This window comes from Micromonospora sp. LOL_013, from assembly GCF_048060315.1.
Lineage (GTDB): Bacteria > Actinomycetota > Actinomycetes > Mycobacteriales > Micromonosporaceae > Micromonospora_E.
Genome location: NZ_JBHMIQ010000001.1, coordinates 248,479 through 265,326 on the forward strand (window position 1 = coordinate 248,479; position 16,848 = coordinate 265,326).

The 16,848-nt window shown below is 71.4% G+C and carries 14 protein-coding genes; 10 read left to right on the top strand and 4 right to left on the bottom strand.

Annotation, left to right across the window (positions count from 1 at the left end; translation table 11 throughout):
- Positions 1–10: 10 nt before the first annotated feature.
- Complete coding sequence (locus ACFHWS_RS01245; RefSeq protein ID WP_416556014.1) at positions 11–1,387, top strand: cystathionine beta-synthase; 1,377 nt, start codon at positions 11–13, stop codon at positions 1,385–1,387.
- A 328-nt stretch (positions 1,388–1,715) separates the two neighbouring features.
- Here the strand turns inward: ACFHWS_RS01245 and ACFHWS_RS01250 are convergent, their stop codons facing one another.
- Positions 1,716–2,270 (bottom strand): GNAT family N-acetyltransferase, encoded by a 555-nt coding sequence (locus ACFHWS_RS01250; RefSeq protein ID WP_416556015.1) that lies wholly within the window; start codon positions 2,268–2,270, stop codon positions 1,716–1,718.
- Between the two features lie 783 nt (positions 2,271–3,053).
- On the opposite strand from ACFHWS_RS01250, the gene ACFHWS_RS01255 reads away from it, so the two are divergent.
- Positions 3,054–4,121, top strand: a complete 1,068-nt coding sequence (locus ACFHWS_RS01255) for a helix-turn-helix domain-containing protein (protein ID WP_416556016.1) — start codon at positions 3,054–3,056, stop codon at positions 4,119–4,121.
- 45 nt (positions 4,122–4,166) lie between these two features.
- On the opposite strand, the gene msrA is transcribed toward ACFHWS_RS01255, so the two are convergent.
- Entirely contained in the window at positions 4,167–4,823 is a 657-nt protein-coding gene (msrA, locus tag ACFHWS_RS01260) for a peptide-methionine (S)-S-oxide reductase MsrA (RefSeq protein WP_416556017.1), read from the bottom strand.
- Between the two features lie 136 nt (positions 4,824–4,959).
- Between msrA and ACFHWS_RS01265 the strand changes: the two genes are divergently transcribed.
- The 3 genes from ACFHWS_RS01265 (at position 4,960) to ilvA (ending at position 8,828) form a co-directional block, all read left to right on the top strand.
- Positions 4,960–6,102, top strand: a complete 1,143-nt coding sequence (locus ACFHWS_RS01265) for a cystathionine gamma-synthase (protein WP_416556018.1) — start codon at positions 4,960–4,962, stop codon at positions 6,100–6,102.
- Between the two features lie 117 nt (positions 6,103–6,219).
- Positions 6,220–7,611 (top strand): amidase, encoded by a 1,392-nt coding sequence (locus ACFHWS_RS01270; protein ID WP_416567447.1) that lies wholly within the window; start codon positions 6,220–6,222, stop codon positions 7,609–7,611.
- A complete protein-coding gene (gene ilvA, locus ACFHWS_RS01275) occupies positions 7,608–8,828 on the top strand; it encodes a threonine ammonia-lyase (RefSeq protein ID WP_416556021.1) in 1,221 nt (406 codons plus the stop codon). Before ACFHWS_RS01270 ends, ilvA begins: the two co-directional genes overlap by 4 nt.
- 27 nt (positions 8,829–8,855) lie before the next feature.
- Here the strand turns inward: ilvA and greA are convergent, their stop codons facing one another.
- Both greA and ACFHWS_RS01285 read right to left on the bottom strand, forming a co-directional pair.
- Complete coding sequence (gene greA / locus ACFHWS_RS01280) at positions 8,856–9,356, bottom strand: transcription elongation factor GreA (RefSeq protein ID WP_416567448.1); 501 nt, start codon at positions 9,354–9,356, stop codon at positions 8,856–8,858.
- A 154-nt stretch (positions 9,357–9,510) separates the two neighbouring features.
- Positions 9,511–9,945 (bottom strand): DUF4307 domain-containing protein, encoded by a 435-nt coding sequence (locus tag ACFHWS_RS01285; protein WP_416556023.1) that lies wholly within the window; start codon positions 9,943–9,945, stop codon positions 9,511–9,513.
- Between the two features lie 128 nt (positions 9,946–10,073).
- On the opposite strand from ACFHWS_RS01285, the gene mca reads away from it, so the two are divergent.
- The 5 genes from mca (at position 10,074) to ACFHWS_RS01310 (ending at position 16,839) form a co-directional block, all read left to right on the top strand.
- Positions 10,074–10,958 carry a mycothiol conjugate amidase Mca gene (gene mca / locus ACFHWS_RS01290; protein WP_416556025.1) on the top strand — a complete coding sequence of 295 codons (885 nt, stop codon included), beginning with the start codon at positions 10,074–10,076 and terminating at the stop codon, positions 10,956–10,958.
- A 51-nt stretch (positions 10,959–11,009) separates the two neighbouring features.
- Entirely contained in the window at positions 11,010–11,267 is a 258-nt protein-coding gene (locus tag ACFHWS_RS01295) for a hypothetical protein (protein ID WP_416556027.1), read from the top strand.
- A 327-nt stretch (positions 11,268–11,594) separates the two neighbouring features.
- The gene (locus tag ACFHWS_RS01300) at positions 11,595–14,126 is read left to right on the top strand and encodes a putative bifunctional diguanylate cyclase/phosphodiesterase (protein WP_416567502.1); all 2,532 of its coding nucleotides are present in this window, start codon (positions 11,595–11,597) and stop codon (positions 14,124–14,126) included.
- Positions 14,123–14,725 (top strand): HAD-IA family hydrolase, encoded by a 603-nt coding sequence (locus ACFHWS_RS01305; protein WP_278173904.1) that lies wholly within the window; start codon positions 14,123–14,125, stop codon positions 14,723–14,725. The genes ACFHWS_RS01300 and ACFHWS_RS01305 overlap by 4 nt, the downstream gene beginning before the upstream one ends.
- Before the next feature lie 80 nt (positions 14,726–14,805).
- Positions 14,806–16,839, top strand: a complete 2,034-nt coding sequence (locus tag ACFHWS_RS01310) for a thioredoxin domain-containing protein (RefSeq protein ID WP_416567449.1) — start codon at positions 14,806–14,808, stop codon at positions 16,837–16,839.
- Positions 16,840–16,848 lie beyond the last annotated feature (9 nt).

Sequence of the window (16,848 nt, forward strand, 5' to 3'; positions counted from 1 at the left end):
GCACAACGAGGTGCGTTACCACGACAGCGTTGTCGATCTCATCGGCGACACCCCGCTGGTGCGGCTGCGCAACGTCAGTGCGGGGATCTCCGCGACGGTGCTGGCCAAGGTCGAGTACTTCAACCCGGGCGGCTCGGTGAAGGACCGGATCGCGCTGCGGATGGTCGAGGCCGCCGAACAGGCCGGGCTGCTCCGGCCCGGTGGCACGATCGTCGAGCCGACCAGTGGAAACACCGGCGTCGGTCTGGCGCTGGTCGCGCAGCTGCGCGGCTATTCGTGTGTCTTCGTCTGCCCCGACAAGGTCAGCGAGGACAAGCAGAACGTGCTCCGGGCGTACGGTGCCGAGGTGGTCGTCTGCCCGACGGCGGTCGCGCCGGAGGACCCCCGCTCGTACTACCAGGTGTCCGACCGACTGGCGGCGGAGATCCCCGGCGCGTGGAAGCCGGATCAGTACGCGAATCCGGCGAATCCGCAGTCGCACTACGAGGGCACCGGGCCGGAGCTGTGGACACAGACCGAGGGGCGGATCACCCATTTCGTCGCTGGGGTGGGCACCGGAGGGACGATCTCCGGGGTGGGCCGCTACCTGAAGGAGGTGTCCGGCGGCGCGGTGCGGGTGGTCGGCGCCGACCCGGAAGGCTCGGTCTACTCCGGCGGATCAGGGCGGCCGTACCTGGTCGAAGGGGTGGGGGAGGACTTCTGGCCGCAGACCTACGACCGGTCGATCTGTGACGAAATCGTGGAGGTCTCCGACCAGGAGTCGTTCGAGTTGACCCGCCGACTTGCCCGGGAGGAAGGGTTGCTGGTCGGTGGCTCGTGCGGGATGGCCGTCGCGGCGGCGCTGCGGGTGGCCCGCCGGGCCGGGCCGGACGACGTGGTGGTGGTGCTGCTGCCGGACGGCGGACGTGGCTACCTGTCGAAGATCTTCAACGACGAGTGGATGGCCAGGTACGGGTTCCTGGGGGTCGAGGCGGCTGAACCGACCGTCGGTGATGTGCTGACGGCGAAGCCGGGCGGCCTGCCGGAGCTGGTGCACGTGCACCCGACCGAGACGATCCGCGACGCGGTCGACTACATGCGCGAGTACGGCATCTCACAGCTGCCGGTGCTCAAGGCGGAGCCGCCGGTGGTGACCGGCGAGGTGGCCGGGTCGATCGCCGAACGGGATCTGCTGGACGCGCTGTTCAGCGGCAAGGCGCAGCTGCACGACATGATCGAGCGGCACATGGCGCAGCCGCTGCCCATGGTGGGCGGTGGCCAGCCGGTACGCGAGGCGGTGGCGCTGCTGGCCGGCACCGACGCCGCCCTGGTGCTGGTCGACGGCAAACCGCGTGGGGTGATTACCCGTCAGGACCTGCTGGCACATCTGGGAAAGTCCGGTCGATAGTCGCACAGTGTGTCCGGTTGATCGCTGGTAGCTGGGGTTGACTAGGGTCATGGAAGCGCTGCCCCGGCACGGTTCGCCACCGAGGCAGGCGACCATGGTGCTTCACCACCGCGGTGACCCTGGGCGCCCGCCAGCATCCCGGGGTCCCGCACTGTTGCCCGCCCACGCCGATCAACCGGCACGCCTCCGCCGGTTGAGCGCCTTCGGCCAGGCGTTTTCCCCCGGTTAGGGCGGGCAGTGCCGGGCGAGAGTGCGGGGCTGGACGGAACCCCCGCAGCAGCGGTCCCGTACTCTCGCCCGGCCGTCAGCCCGGTGTGCGGCGCGGCGGTCAGCCCGGTGCAGCGGCCGGTGTCGTCGGCCGAGCTGCGGCGACCGTGAGGTCGCGCGCGTAGCGCAGCTGCGGAGTCGGCACCGGCCCGAGCCAGCCGTCCCGGCCGACCCCGTCCGGGCGCCAGCCACCCGCTTCGTAGAAGTCTCGGGCCCGGTGGTTGGCTGCGTACACCCAGAGCACCGCGCGACGACACCGGCGTTCGCGCATCTTGTCGAGCGCGTCGCGGATCAACGCCCGGCCGACGCCGCGGCCCTGGTGCCCGGGATCGACGTGGATCGCGTACAGCTCACCGGTGGCCGGCTCGCCGTCCTCGTGCGGGCCGACGTAGGTGAACCCGATCAGCAGCCCCTGGTGTTCGGCGACGGTCAGGCGGTGCGTGTCACGTTCGTGGCTCCACCGCTCGATCCACCACCGCGCCGTGACGTCAGCGCCGTAGGTCTCCAGCGCGGCGTCCGGCACGATGCCCTGGTACGCACTGAGCCGGGACCGGTGGTGCAGGTGACCGACCGGGGCGATGTCGTCGAGGATGGCCGTGCGCAGGGTGACCGCCACCCGACCGAGCCTACCGGCATGAAACGACCCCCGGGGCTTCCGCGTCTTTGACGCGGGCCGGCTGGACTGGGCCGGCACCCCGGGGGTCGGGTGGCTGTCGTGGATTCGCCGCACCGCTGCCACACGGTCTCGACGATCGGAGCTGTCAAGGACAGCGGCTAGCGGGCAGCCACCTCACGAGTCCTATAGCTATACAACGCTGGACCACCTCCTTTCCCGTGTACGGCCACGCTAGCCGGCCGCTACAGCCGCCGGCAACGATTTTTCCGCCGCCGGGGCGACGGCGTGGACCCGCCCGGCCGGGGCTGCGGCGTCGCCCCGGCGGCGCGGCTCGCGGGCCAGTCCAGTCGGTGGAACCGGCGGTCGGTCGCACCCGGCTGGCCCACCACCCGAAGGTGACAAATGGTTACCTTGCCATTACTTTGAGTGGTTGATGATAATGATTGATTATGGTCTTAGTTTTGTCCGGCCTCGGGTATCGCGCCACTGGAGATCGGATGAAGTCTGCTCGGACTTGTCCAGCGCGGCCGACATCTGCCATCGTCTTTTCCAGGTGGTGTACCTACCCCTAGAACGTTGGTGTACATGGTGGTCCGTCGCTGGCATGCTGGTCGATGGGCCGCGAGGTCGGCGGGTTGTTACGCCGAATCGGGGTAGGTTCGGTCCAACGCGTCCACGCGCCATCCCCGCGGCCTCTGGTCAAGAGCGTCAGGGGCAGTCGAAGGTCAGGAAAAGCGCGGCTGAGTTTTCAGCAGGTCTTCAATACAGGTGGGCAGGCGGAATATGAGTGACATGGGTGAGACCCTGAGGAAGGCCCGGGAATCCGCTGGTGTCAGCCTGGCGAAAATGGCCGCGCTGAGCCACTTCAGCAAGGGTCATCTGTCGAACGTCGAGGCTGGGCGGCGGACAGCGACGGCCGATGTGGTGACCGCCTACGAACAGGTCTTGGGGGACCATATGCAACGTCGGGGTCTGATCACCGGACTCGCCGCCGCAGTGGTGGCACCGGCAGCCGTCTCCGAACTCATCCACTGCGGCTTCACGGCTGCGCTCGGTGACCCGGCGGCCGAGGACCAATGGCAGGAACGGGCCGCCAATCTCGGCCGGGACTACATGTCGGTAGGCGCCGGTGAGCTGCAGGACCGGATCGCCAGTGACCTAGTCGTGCTGCAACAGCAGCTCGGCACTCCGGTGATGTGGGGGCTGGCCGCCCGTTTCCTCAGCGTCTACGGCAAGACCACCGGGATGGCGCAGGAAGCAGTCCGGTGGTACCGACTTGCTGCGGTCAGCGCGGATCGCAGCGGCGACCGGACCGTGCAAGTCTGGGTCCGGGGCCGCGCCGCGCTGGCCCTCGGCTACGAGGGCGCTGCCCTCACGGCCGCGCAGGACCTGGCCGATCAGGCCCTCGCGTTGACCGACCGACCATCGCTCGGGCGGCTCAACGCGTTGATGGCCAAGGCGCACGTCGCCGGCGTCCGTGGCGACCGGATCAGCGCATTGACGCACCTGGACGAGGCCCGCCGGGTCTTCGACCTGACCGGTTCCGCCGAGCAGATCTCCGACTTCGCCGTGCCCGAGTGGCGGATGGCGATCTTCACCAGCATGCTGCTCTCCCGCCTCGGCGACTCGGCTGCGGTCGACGCCCAGGAGTGGGCGGACCGGACCCGGCCGACCAGCCTGGCCCGGTTCGCCACCCACATCGAGCTGCACCGTGGGCTGATGCTGGTCAAGTCGGGCGACCGCGTCGAAGGGCTGCGGCACGCCCGATCGGCACTGGCGAGTCTGCCACCGGCCAAGCACAGCCAGTCGCTGCGGTTGATGCTGCGGGAGGTGGAGCGGGCCGCCGCCTGATCGGCGACGGCCGGCTCCGGTTCAGTATCGGCGACGGTCGGCTTGTCAGTCGGCGCTCCGGGCGACGCCCACCGGGCAGGTCATCCCGTTCGGCCCGTGGTTGCAGTAGCCGCCGGGATTCTTGTGCAGGTACTGCTGGTGGTGATCCTCGGCGTAGTAGTACTCGCCCAGCGGCCGAATCTCGGTGGTGATCCCGTCCCGGCCGGCCGCGGCCACCACCGGAGCGAACGCCGTCCGGGAATCGGCGGCCTCGGTCGCCTGCTCGGCGTCGGTGGTGTAGATCGTCGACCGGTACTGCGTACCGACGTCGTTGCCCTGGCGCATGCCCTGCGTCGGGTCGTGGTTCTCCCAGAACACCTTCAGCAGGTCGGCGTAGCCGATCCGGGCCGGGTCGTAAACCACCTGAACGACCTCGGCGTGCCCCGTCCCGCCGGAGCACACCTCCTCGTACGTGGGATTCGGCGTCTCGCCGCCGGCGTACCCGACCGAGGTCGACACGACCCCGGGCAGTCGCCAGAACAGCCGTTCGGCCCCCCAGAAGCAGCCCATCCCGAAGACCGCCACCCGGGTACCGGCCGGCCACGGGCCGGTCAGCGGCGTACCGAGCACGGCGTGCCGGTCCGCCACCGGTATCGGCCGGTCCCGGCCGGGCAGGGCCTGCCCAGGTTCAGGCAGATTCGCTTTCATCGGTCGCAGGAACACCGTGCGACTCCTCTCGTTCGTGGCCTCTCGGACAACACCGGCGGGGGCCGGCTCGTTCCCGTCGGGGTACCCGCAGGTCAGGCGGGCATCCGTCCCACCGGCGGTGGCGCTCGGACCGATGGCCTAGCCTCGTGCCATGACATACGGGTTCGACACGGTCGCCATCCACGCCGGGCAGGAGCCGGAGGCCCGGACCGGAGCGGTCGTGCCGCCGATCTACCAGACCAGCACGTACGCTCAGGACGAGGTGGGCGCGCCCCGGGCCGGGTACGAGTACAGCCGGTCGGCCAACCCGACCCGGGACGCGCTGCAGGAATGCCTGGCCGCGATCGAGGGTGGCCGGGTCGGGCTCGCCTTCGCCAGCGGTCTGGCGGCTGAGGACACGCTGCTGCGCACCGTCTGCCGGCCCGGCGATCACGCGATCATCCCGGATGACGCGTACGGCGGCACGTTCCGGCTGTTCGCCAAGGTCGCCGAGCGTTGGGGACTGACCTGGACCGCCGCGCGGATCTCCGACGTCGACGCGGTCCGGGCAGCGGTACAACCCGGCCGTACCCGGATGATCTGGGCGGAGACCCCGACGAATCCGCTGCTCGGCATCGCCGATATCGCCGGGCTGGCCGCCCTGGCCCGTGACGTCGCGGCGCGGCTCGTGGTGGACAACACCTTCGCCTCGCCATACCTGCAGCAGCCGCTGGCGCTCGGCGCCGACGTGGTGGTCCACTCCACCACCAAGTATCTCGGTGGACACTCCGACGTGGTCGGCGGCGCGTTGGTCACCGACGATCCGGAACTCGCCGCCGAGCTGGCCTTCCACCAGAACGCCATGGGCGCGGTCAACGGACCCTTCGACGCCTGGCTTACCCTGCGCGGAATCAAGACCCTGGGCGTACGGATGGAACGGCACTGCGACAACGCCGAGCGGATCGTCGAATTCCTCGACCACCACCCGGCGGTACGCCAGGTGCTCTACCCCGGACAACGCGACCACCCCGGTCACGAGACGGCGGCCAAGCAGATGCGCCGGTTCGGTGGGATGGTCTCGTTCCGGGCGGCCGGTGGTGAGGCGGAAGCGGTGCGAATCTGCAACCGGGCCCGACTGTTCGTACTCGCCGAATCGCTCGGCGGGGTCGAATCGTTGATCGAACATCCTGGACGGATGACCCACGCTAGCGCCGCCGGCTCGCCTCTTGAAGTCCCCGGCGATCTCGTGCGACTGTCTGTCGGAATCGAAACCGTGGACGACCTGCTGGCCGACCTGGATCAGGCGCTCGGCTGAGGATCCGTCGGCGAGATCCGACGGGCGGGCCCACTCCGGGCCGGCCCGACACCCGGGCGGGTCCGGCGACGGGTCCGCACAGCGACGCGAACCGCGTACCGGCTGCCTGGAGGTGCCGTGCACGACATCGTACCGACCTGGGTCGGGACCACCGCCCGGCAGATCGCCCGGGCCGTTCGCCGGGGTGACACCTCGGCGACCCGGGTCGTTGCCGACCATCTCGACTACATCGCCCGGGCCGACCCGGAGCTGTCCGCCTTCCGAGCGGTCCGTGGCGGCGAGGCCATCGTCGAAGCGGAGAAGGTCGATGAACAGGAGGACCTGGCGAACCTGCCGCTGGCCGGGGTGCCGGTGGCCATCAAGGAGAACACCCCGGTCGCCGGGCTGCCGACCTGGCGCGGATCGGCCGCCGCGCGGACCCCGGTCGCCGAACACGACCACGAGATCGTCCGCCGGATGCGCGGTGCCGGCGCGGTCGTCGTCGGGGTCACCCGGATGCCGGAGCTCGGGCTCTGGGCGACCACCGACGACGCCACGGCAATTAGCCGCAACCCCTGGCAGCTGTCGCGTACCCCGGGCGGTTCCTCCGGTGGCGCGGCGGCCGCGGTGGCCAGCGGCATGGTGCCGATCGCACACGGCAACGACGGATTCGGCTCGATCCGGATCCCGGCTGCCTGCTGCGGTCTGCTCGGGCTCAAACCGGGCCGCGACGTGGTTCCGCGACAGCTCGGCACCGAGGACTGGTTCGGCCTCACCGAGCACGGCATCCTGACGACCTGTGTGGCGGACGCCGCGACCGGCTTCGCGGTGCTCGCTGGCCGGCGACCGGAGAAGCTTGTCCAGCCGGGCCGGCTGCGGGTGGCGGTCTCGCTCACCTCGCCGGTGGCCGGGCTGCGGGCAGATGCGGCCAACCGGGACGCGGTGGCGGCGACGTCGCGCCGGCTCACCGAGGCCGGGCACGACGTGGTCGGCACCGAGCTGCACTATCCGGCCTCGCTGGGGCTGCGGGGACTGGCCACCTGGTTCGCCGCCGCGGCCGAGGACGCCGCCGCCGGCCGGGCCGGCGGCCGGGAACTGCAACCACGGACCCGTCGGCACGTCGCGCTCGGCCGGTGGGCACAACGGCGCGGGTGCGTCCGGGAAGCCGACCGCACCGCCTGGCAGGACCGGATGACCGGGTTCTTCACCGACCAGCGCGCCGACGTGCTGCTGACGCCGGCGCTGGCCAGTACCCCGCCGGCCGCGACCAGCTGGGCGCGCCGGTCCTGGACGGCGAACATGTGGAGCTGTGTTCGGTACGCCCCGTACGCCGCGCCGTGGAACATGGCCGGACTGCCCGCGTTGGTGGCGCCGGCCGGGCTGCGCCCGGACGGCTTGCCGGTCGGGGTCCAGCTGGTCGGGCCGCCCGGCTCGGAGCTGCTGCTGCTAGCGGTGGCCGGCCAGCTGGAGATGATGGCGTCGTGGCCCCGGCACGCCCCGTCGTGGCCGAGAGTGGACAGCCCGGTATGACGGAACTGGTCGGACTGCCGGACGTCCTCGCCGCCCGGGACGTTTTGTCGGACGTGGTACGGGTGACTCCGCTGGAGCCGTCCCGCCCGTTGACCGCCCTGCTCGGCGGGCCGGTCTGGTTGAAGTGCGAGAACCTGCAGCGGGCTGGCTCCTACAAGGTACGCGGCGCGTACCTGCGGATCTCCCGGCTGACCGAGCGGCAGCGTCGGCGCGGGGTGGTCGCGGCCAGCGCCGGCAACCACGCCCAGGGCGTGGCGCTCGCCGCCGGGCTGCTGGACATCGGCGCGACGGTGTTCATGCCGACCGGCGCTCCGTTGCCGAAGGTCACCGCGACCAGAGGGTACGGTGCCGAGGTCGAGTTCGCCGGCACCACCGTGGACGAGGCGCTGGAGGCGGCCCGGGAGTTCGCCGACCGGACCGGTGCGGTGCTGATCCACCCGTTCGACCATCCGGACGTCGTCGCCGGCCAGGGCACCGTCGCGCTGGAGATCCTGGAGCAGTGCCCGGAGGTCACCACCATCGTCACTTCGGTGGGTGGCGGCGGGTTGATCTCCGGGATCGCGGTGGTGGTCAAGGCACTGCGCCCGGACGTACGGGTGATCGGTGTGCAGGCGGACAGCGCGGCCGCGTACCCACCGTCGCTGGCCGCCGGTGCCCCGGTGCGGTTGGCCGACTACCGTACGATCGCCGACGGCATCGCCGTGGGACGCCCCGGTGACCTGACGTTCGCGCATGTCAGCAAGTTGGTCGACGAGATCGTGACGGTCTCCGAGGAGGACCTGTCGCGGGCGCTGCTGATGCTGCTGGAGCGGGGCAAGCAGGTGGTCGAACCGGCCGGCTCGGCCGCGGTGGCAGCGCTGTTGTCCGGCGCGGTGCGGCCGGCCACCCCGACGGTCGCGGTGCTCTCCGGCGGCAACATCGATCCGTTGCTGCTGTTGCGGGTGATCGAGTACGGCCTGGCCGCCGCCGGCCGGTACCTGCGGTTCACCGTACGGTGCGGCGATCGGCCCGGTGAGCTGGCCGCGCTGCTGGCGCTGATCGCCGAGCAGCGGGCGAACGTGGTAGACGTCGATCATCAGCGGCGCAACCCGCATCTGCGGTTGGGTGAGGTCCAGGTCGGCCTGTCGGTGGAGACCCGCGGCCCGGAGCACTCGACCGAGCTGGTCGAGGTGCTCCGTGATCGCGGCTACCAGGTAACGTTCGCCGCCGCTGACTGACCCACCGCCGCTGTAGCGGCCGCAAACTCAGCCGGCGAAGGGCTCGAACTTGTCGACAGTGACCTTGATGTCCGCGCCGCTCGGCGCGGTGTAGGTCACCGCCTGACCCTGTCGACTGCCCAGGATGGCCTGGCCGAGCGCGGACTCCGGGCTGTAGACGGTCAGCTCGGTCGTCGAGGAGATCTCCCGGGAGCCGAGCAGGAAGGTCTCGGTGTCGGCGGGGTCGTCGTCAAAGTGGATCGTGACGACCGTGCCGGGCGCGACGCTGTCCGCGTCCGGTGCCTCGCCGACCTTGGCGGTACGCAGCAGCTCCTGCAGGTAGCGGATCCGGGCCTCCTGCTTGCCCTGCTCCTCGCGGGCGGCATGATAGCCGCCGTTCTCCCGCAGGTCGCCTTCCTCCCGACGGGCATTGATCTCGGCGGCCATCGCCGTCCGTCCGGCGATCAGCTCGTTGAGCTCGGCCTGGAGCCGGTCGTAAGCGTCCTGGGACAGCCAGGTGGTGGGCGCCTCGCGGTCGGTCGTGGACACAGACGATCTCCTTGTGGGCTTGCGGGCGGTCGAGGTCGAACTACCAACGTACCAGCGTTCCGCACCGAGGTGCCGGGGTTGCAACGGCTCGGGTGTGCCGGCCGCCGGATCGCCACCCGCATCGGCGGGTGTGGCGAGGGTCACGGTCGGCTGGTCAGTCGGCGGGTCGGCAACGTGGCACCTCGCCCAGGAACGCGACTCGTTCGGTGGCCAGCCGGTACGTGGTGCGGACTTGTCGTTCGCCCGGTTCGGCCCGGACGGTCACCTCGGACCGGCCCACCTCCGCCCCGTCCCGCGACCGGGCCCTGACCAGGCACGTCGTCGCACCGCCGGGGGGCACCGTGACGGCGAAGTCGATGGTGATCCCGTCCTCGGTGGCCTCGGTGTAGGTGATCACCTCGGGCTGGTGCAGCGGATCGCCGTAGAGCGTGTAGAGCCGGCCGGCGATCGCCGTCCCGACCAGCACCGCCACCGCCGTGAGCAGCGCGACGAGCCACGGCCGGCGCGCTCGGGGCGCGCGTCGCCGTCCGTACCGCCCGGGTGGGAACATGACGGCGGTCGGGGCGGTTGTGGCGGACGTGTCGGTCACCCGGGACGGAACTCCTTGGCGGACGTGTCGGTGGGGTCGGCGAGAATGGTTGACGGGCCCCATTGTCGCAGCCGGGCCCGGACGCCGCCGGCAGGGGATGTCAGGCATGGGATGAGGGAGCGTTTTCGTTGGCTGAGCAACTGCGTCTGATGGCGGTGCACGCCCATCCTGACGACGAGTCCAGCAAGGGTGCCGCGACGATGGCCCGGTACGTCGCGGAGGGTGCCCAGGTGCTGGTGGTCACCTGCACCGGCGGGGAGCGGGGCAGTGTGCTGAACCCGAAACTCGACCGGCCGGACGTGTGGGAGAACATCGCCGAGATCCGCCGGGCCGAGATGGACGCCGCCCGGGCGATCCTCGGTGTCGAGCAGGCCTGGCTGGGCTTCGTCGACTCGGGTCTGCCCGAGGGTGATCCGCTGCCGCCGCTGCCGGACGGGTGTTTCGCCCTGGAGCCGATGGAGGAGGCAGCCGGGCCGTTGGTGCGGTTGATGCGGGAGTTCCGTCCGCACGTGGTGACCACCTACGACGAGGACGGCGGTTATCCGCACCCGGACCACATCATGTGCAACCGGGTGAGCGTCGCCGCGTTCGAGGCGGCCGGTGACCCGGCGCGATACCCGGGTGTCGGTGGTGAGCCGTGGCAGCCGTTGAAGCTGTACTACTGCATGAGCTTCACCAGGGCGCGGATTCTCGCGCTGCACGAGGGGATGCTCGCGATCGGTCGGGAGTCGCCGTACCAGGAGTGGATGGACCGGTGGGAGGGGCGCCCGGACAAGGGCGACCGGATCACCACCCGGGTCGACTGCGCCGACTACTTCCCGGTTCGCGATGACGCGTTGCGCGCGCACGCCACCCAGGTCGATCCGGACGGCTTCTGGTTCCAGGTGCCGATGGAGGTGCAGCGGCAGGCCTGGCCGACCGAGGATTTCGAGTTGGTCCGGTCGTTCGTCGATAGCCCAAAGCCGGAATCCGACCTGTTTGCCGGGATTCGCGAGGGGCTCGGCCACTCCTGATCCGCCGGGCGTAACGTGTAGTCGACGTCAGCGACGCAGAGGGGTCCGATCGTGCTGAGTGCTGTCCATGTCCTGGCGGTGAACAACTTCGGGGACACCCGCAGTGGTGGTCTGGCCGGGCCGATGGGGCTGTTCCTGCTCCTGGTGCTCGCCGCCGCGACGGTGTTTCTGATCAGGAACATGAACTCCCGGCTGCGTCGGCTGCCCGAGCGGTTCGACGACGCGGCGCCGGGCAGCGGGTCGGCGGCGGCGGAACGCAATGTCCTTGATCCGACAGAAGGCGACTCGCGTCCCGGATCCCCTTTGTAAGCGCTTACGTGCGCTCTCACCAGGGACTTTTCTCCCCTCCAGCGGGCCTCCGCCGGTAAACCGGCCCAGTGGCCCCTGTTGCCGGAATCGGCTTTGGCTTAGCCTTCCGCCGGGGACCTTCAGTTCCTCCGACCGCGCGCGGAAAGGGGCGACCATGGATCGCACAACTGTCGTCCCTGGTCGTACGGAACGGACGCGAGGGATGCTCATCATGGTCGGTCGTCCGCGCCGGGCGTCGGTCCACGGCCCGGCGGTCACCGGGAGTGATCCGTGACGCCGGCGCGGACGGAACCGGCTGCGACCGCGCACCAGGCGACGATCGAAACCCTGGACGGCGGGGGCCGGTGGCGGCTGCCCGTCTTCACCGTCGCCGTTCTGGTGGCCGCCGTCGCCACCATCGCCATCGGGCTGCTCACCGGGTCGGCCCCGCAGACGTCGGCGCTCCCGCCCCCGGCCGGATTCGCGATCGTCGCGGCGCTGCTCGGCGTCGCGCAACTCGCCCGACTGCGGTTCCGCATCGGGACCGGCACGGTCAGCTTCACCTGGGGCGAGGCCGCCCTCATCGTCGGGCTCTACGTCCTCCCGGCCGGCTGGCTGCCGGCCGCCGCCGCAGTCGGCGTTGGCATCGCCTGGACCCTGCTGTCGATCTTCTCCGAGCCCCGTACCGTGCCGGAGATCCTCCGGGTCACCGCGTCGTTGACCGTCGCCGTCGCGGCGGCCGGCGTCGCCGCCCGGGCGGTCGCCGACCCGTACGCCCAGCAGCTCACCCCACTGCTCGCCGCCGCCATGCTCCTCGGCGGGCTGGTCTATCTGCTGATCACCGCGGTCCTCGCCACGGTCGCCCTGTCACTGCGGCACGGTCGGCCGTTCGGTGCCACCCTGCTGCACGCGCTGCGCAACAAGCTGCTGATGTTCGTCGGCAACGTCCTGGTCGGGCTGGTCACGGTCGGGATGCTCGGTCACGATCCGCGCTGGCTGCTGCTGCTGCCCCCGGTGCTGTGGCTGCTACAGCAGACCTACGGCCACCGGTTGCGGATCGAGGACGAGCGTCGGGCCTGGCAGGAGTTCGCCCGGGCGACCCGGGCGCTCAACCAGCTCGACGAGCCGGCCGTCGTCGGCGCCGGAGTCGCCGGCGGGCTGGCCCTGTTCGGTGCCGAGCGGGTCGAGATCGACGTCCGGCAGGTCGACGGCAGGCTGTGGCGCTACGTCGGCGACGCCGCCGGCGGGCTGCGCCGGTCGGAGCCACCGGCCGATCCCGTCGACCCCGTCGCGGCGGCAGAGGACGTCGCGGACGACGCAACCGACCAGATGCTCGTCCACCCGCTCACGGTCGGCCGGACCGGCGTCGGTGAACTGCGGATCCACCTGCCGGCCAGCACCATGCCGAGGTCCCGGGACCGCGCCGCGCTCTCCGCCTTCGGTGACGCGCTCGCCGCAGCCCTGCACGACGCGGCGACCGAGCGGGCACTGCGCCACCTCACCGACCGGACCATGCACCGGTCGATGCACGATCCGGTGACCGAGCTGCTCAATCGGGCAGCGCTGCTCACCAAGGGGGACGCCGCTCTGCACCGGCTGGAGCACGATCATCCGGTCGCTCTGCTGCTGCTCGACATCAAGGGCTTCAAAGAGGTCAACGACACCCTGGGCAACGCCGCCGGTGACGAGCTGCTGCAGTCCGCCGCCCGGCGGCTCAGCAACCGACTCCGCCCCGGCGAGCTCCTCGGCCGGCTCGGCAACGACGAGTTCGCCCTGCTCCTGACCTCGCTGAGCCCGGCGGCGGCCGGTTGCGTCGAGCGGACCTCGCCGACCGGGGTGGCGATGCGCCGGGCCCGCGAGTTAATCGCGATGCTGGCCGAGCCGACCGAGGTCGCCGGCGTGCGGATGTCGGTCGAAGGCGCACTCGGCGTGGTGGTCGCCGGTGCCGGCACCGCCGACATCAACGAACTGCTCCGCCGGGCGAACATCGCGATGAGCCAGGCGAAGACGATCGGCGGTAGCGTCGCCGGCTACGACAGCGCGAAGGACGCCGCCAACACCGACCAGTTGGCACTGCTGGCCGAACTGCGCGCCGCGCTGGACGTCGACGACCAGCTCGAGCTGGCCCTGCAACCGGCGGTCGACCTCGCCACCGGCGGGCCGACCGGGGTGGAGGCGCTGATCCGGTGGCGGCATCCGCGACGCGGCCGGCTCACCCCGGTCCACTTCGTCAGAGCGGTCGAGGGCAGTGAACTGCTCGCCCCGTTCACCCGGTACGTCGTCGACCGGGCGTTGTCGGCCGCCGCCGAGTGGGCGGCGCACGGCATCGACGTACCGATCTCGGTCAACATCTCGGCCCGGAGCCTGCTCGACCCGCAGTTGCCGGCCGAGATCGGCGAGCTGCTGCGCCGCCACCAGGTCCCGGCCCACCGGTTGGTGCTGGAGATCACCGAGACGGTGGTGATGAGCGAGCTGGAGATCATTGACGAGGTGCTGGCCAGCCTCCGGGAGATGGGCGTCCAGCTCGCCGTTGACGACTTCGGCACGGGGTTCTCCTCACTGGCCTTCCTGACCCGGGTCACCGTCGACGAGTTGAAGGTCGACCGGTCCTTCGTGGTCCGGATGGCCGACTCGCCACGCGACGCCGCCATCGTGCGACACACCGTCCGGCTGGGCCGGGAGATGGGCCTGCGGGTGGTCGCCGAGGGGGTGGAGACCGCCGACCAGCGGGCCACCCTGGCCGCCCTCGGCTGCGCCGCCGCCCAGGGCTACCACTTCTTCAAGCCGATGCCCGCCGACAAGGTACTCGCGGTGCTCCGGTCCCTGGCGGACTCCGCGCAGGCCCAGATCTACCCGCTGCGCGCGGACGGTGCATCGTGACCGGCGGGCCCAGCGGTGCCGTCCGGGACTGGCTGGTCTTTGACTACGGTCAGGTCATCTCGCTGCCGCAGCCGTCGGCCGCAGTGGCCGCCATGGCCCAGCTGGCCGGTTTACCGCAGGCCACCTTCGACGAGGGGTACTGGCGGCACCGGGACGCCTACGACGCCGGCTGGCCGGCCGACCGCTACTGGAGCCACGTGGTCGGTCGGCCGCTATCCGCCGACGATCCGCTCGTGGCCGAACTGGACCGGGCCGACATCGCCAGCTGGTCGCAGCTGAATCCGCGTACCGTCGAACTCGTCACCGGCCTTGCCGCCGACGGACACGGCCTGGCGCTGCTGTCCAACGCCCCCGAGTCCATCGCCACGGCGATCGACTCGGCCGACTGGGCGGCGGTGTTCCACCACCGGCTGTTCAGCTGCCGGCTGGCGTTGACCAAACCCGATCCGGCGATCTTCGCGGCGCTGCTGCACCGGCTCGGCGCGCCCGCCGACCGGGTCACCTTCGTCGACGACCGCCCGGAGAACGTCCAGGCCGCCGCCGAGGCGGGCCTCACCGCGCTGCGATACCCGGACGTTCCGGTGCCGACCCGGCGGTGAGCCGCCCACCGACTGGCTATGGTCGGAACGTGCGACCCCCACCGTCGGAGTCGTGCCACGACCCCGAGGAGCGACCCAGCGTGAACCGGCTCGGTGAGGCAACCAGCCCGTACCTGCAGCAGCATGCCGACAACCCGGTCGACTGGTGGCCGTGGTGCCCGGAGGCGTTCGACGAGGCCCGCCGCCGGGACGTGCCGGTGCTGATCTCGGTCGGGTACGCGGCCTGCCACTGGTGCCACGTGATGGCGCACGAGTCGTTCGAGGACGACGCGGTCGGGCAGTTGATCAACGACAACTTCGTCGCGATCAAAGTGGACCGGGAGGAACGCCCCGACGTGGACGCGGTCTACCTGGCCGCGACCCAGGCGATGACCGGTCAGGGCGGCTGGCCGATGACCGTGTTCGCCACCGCCGACGGCACCCCGTTCTTCTGCAGGACCTACGTCCCGCAGGCGAACTTCGTCCGGCTGCTCCACTCGGTCGGTGCCGCCTGGCGCGACCAGCGCGACGCCGTGCTGCGCCAGGGGGCCGCGGTAGCCGAGGCGGTCGGCGGCGCGCAGGCGGTCGGCGGGGCGACCACGCCGTTGACCGCCGACCTGCTCGACGCCGCCGCGGCGACGCTGGGTAAGGAGTACGACCCGACGCACGGCGGGTTCGGCGGGGCACCGAAGTTCCCCCCGCATCTCAGCCTGCTCTTCCTGCTGCGGCATCATCAACGCACCGGCGCCGCCGACAGCCTGGAGATCGTCCAGCACACCTGCGAGGCGATGGCCCGGGGCGGCATCTACGACCAACTCGCCGGGGGCTTCGCCCGGTACGCGGTGGATGGCACCTGGACGGTGCCGCACTTCGAGAAGATGCTCTACGACAACGCGCTGCTGCTGCGGGTCTACACGCTGCTGTGGCGGCTCACCGGCGACCGGATGGCCGGTCGGATCGCCCGGGAGACGGTCCGCTTCCTCGCCGAGGCGCTCGCCGTACCCGGTGGCGGGTTCGCCTCCGCGTTGGACGCCGACACCGGCGGGGTCGAAGGCGCCAGCTACGTGTGGACGCCGCAGCAGCTGATCGAGGTCCTCGGCGAGGCCGACGGCCGGTGGGCGGCAGACCTGTACGGGGTGACTGGCGACGGCACCTTCGAACACGGCACCAGCGTGCTTCGGTTGGCCCGCGACGTCGACGACACGCCGCCGGAGCAGCTGGACCGGGTCCGGGCGGCGCTGCGGCGGGCCCGGTCGGGCCGGCCGCAGCCGGCCCGCGACGACAAGGCGGTGACCGCCTGGAACGGCCTGGCCGTCACCGCACTGGTCGAGTTCGCCACCGCCACCGACGCCCTGACTGGTGCCGACGCCCCGGCTGGTGCCGCAGCCGGTACCGACGGCGACGTTGAGCTGGCGGCCGAGCTGGCGGTCGCGACCGGGGCGTATCTGGCCCGTACCCACCTGGTCGGCGGGCGGCTGCGCCGGGTCTCCCGGGACGGTCTGGTCGGCGCGCCAGACGGGGTGCTGGAGGACTACGGCTGCCTCGCCGAGGCGTTCTGCGCGCTGCACCAGCTCACCGGGGAACGCCGATGGCTGGATCTCGCCGGCGAGCTGCTGGACGTCGCGTTGGCCCGGTTCGCCGCCGACAACGGCGGCTTCTACGACACCGCCGACGACGCCGAACAACTGGTCGCCCGGCCGGCAAACCCGACCGACAACGCCACCGCGTCCGGGCTGTCGGCCACCGCCGCCGCGCTCACCGGGTACGCGGCGCTGCGCGGCGCCCCGCAGTACCGGGCCGCCGCCGAGGCCGCGCTGGCCACCGTCGCGCCGGTGGTCGCCCGGCATGCCCGGTTCACCGGCTACGCCGCCGCCGTCGGCGAGGCGTTGCTCTCCGGTCCGTACGAGATCGCCGTGGTCACCGAGGACCCGACCGGTGACCCGCTGCTACGGGCGGCGCGGCGGCACGCGCCGCCCGGTGCGGTGGTGGTGGCCGGCCGTCCCGACCAGGCCGGCGTACCGCTGCTGGCGGACCGGCCGATGATCGGCGGGGCGTCGACCGCGTACGTCTGCCGGGGCTTCGTCTGCGACCGGCCGGTCACCTCCGTCGCGGACCTGGTCGCGCAGCTGGGTTAGGCTGTCGCC

Bases quoted from the DNA above. Each gene is read 5' to 3' on its own strand.
- ACFHWS_RS01255 (WP_416556016.1), top strand. From the start codon at position 3,054: ATGAGTGACATGGGTGAGACCCTGAGGAAGGCCCGGGAATCCGCTGGT.
- ACFHWS_RS01265 (WP_416556018.1), top strand. From the start codon at position 4,960: ATGACATACGGGTTCGACACGGTCGCCATCCACGCCGGGCAGGAGCCG.
- ilvA (WP_416556021.1), top strand. From the start codon at position 7,608: ATGACGGAACTGGTCGGACTGCCGGACGTCCTCGCCGCCCGGGACGTT.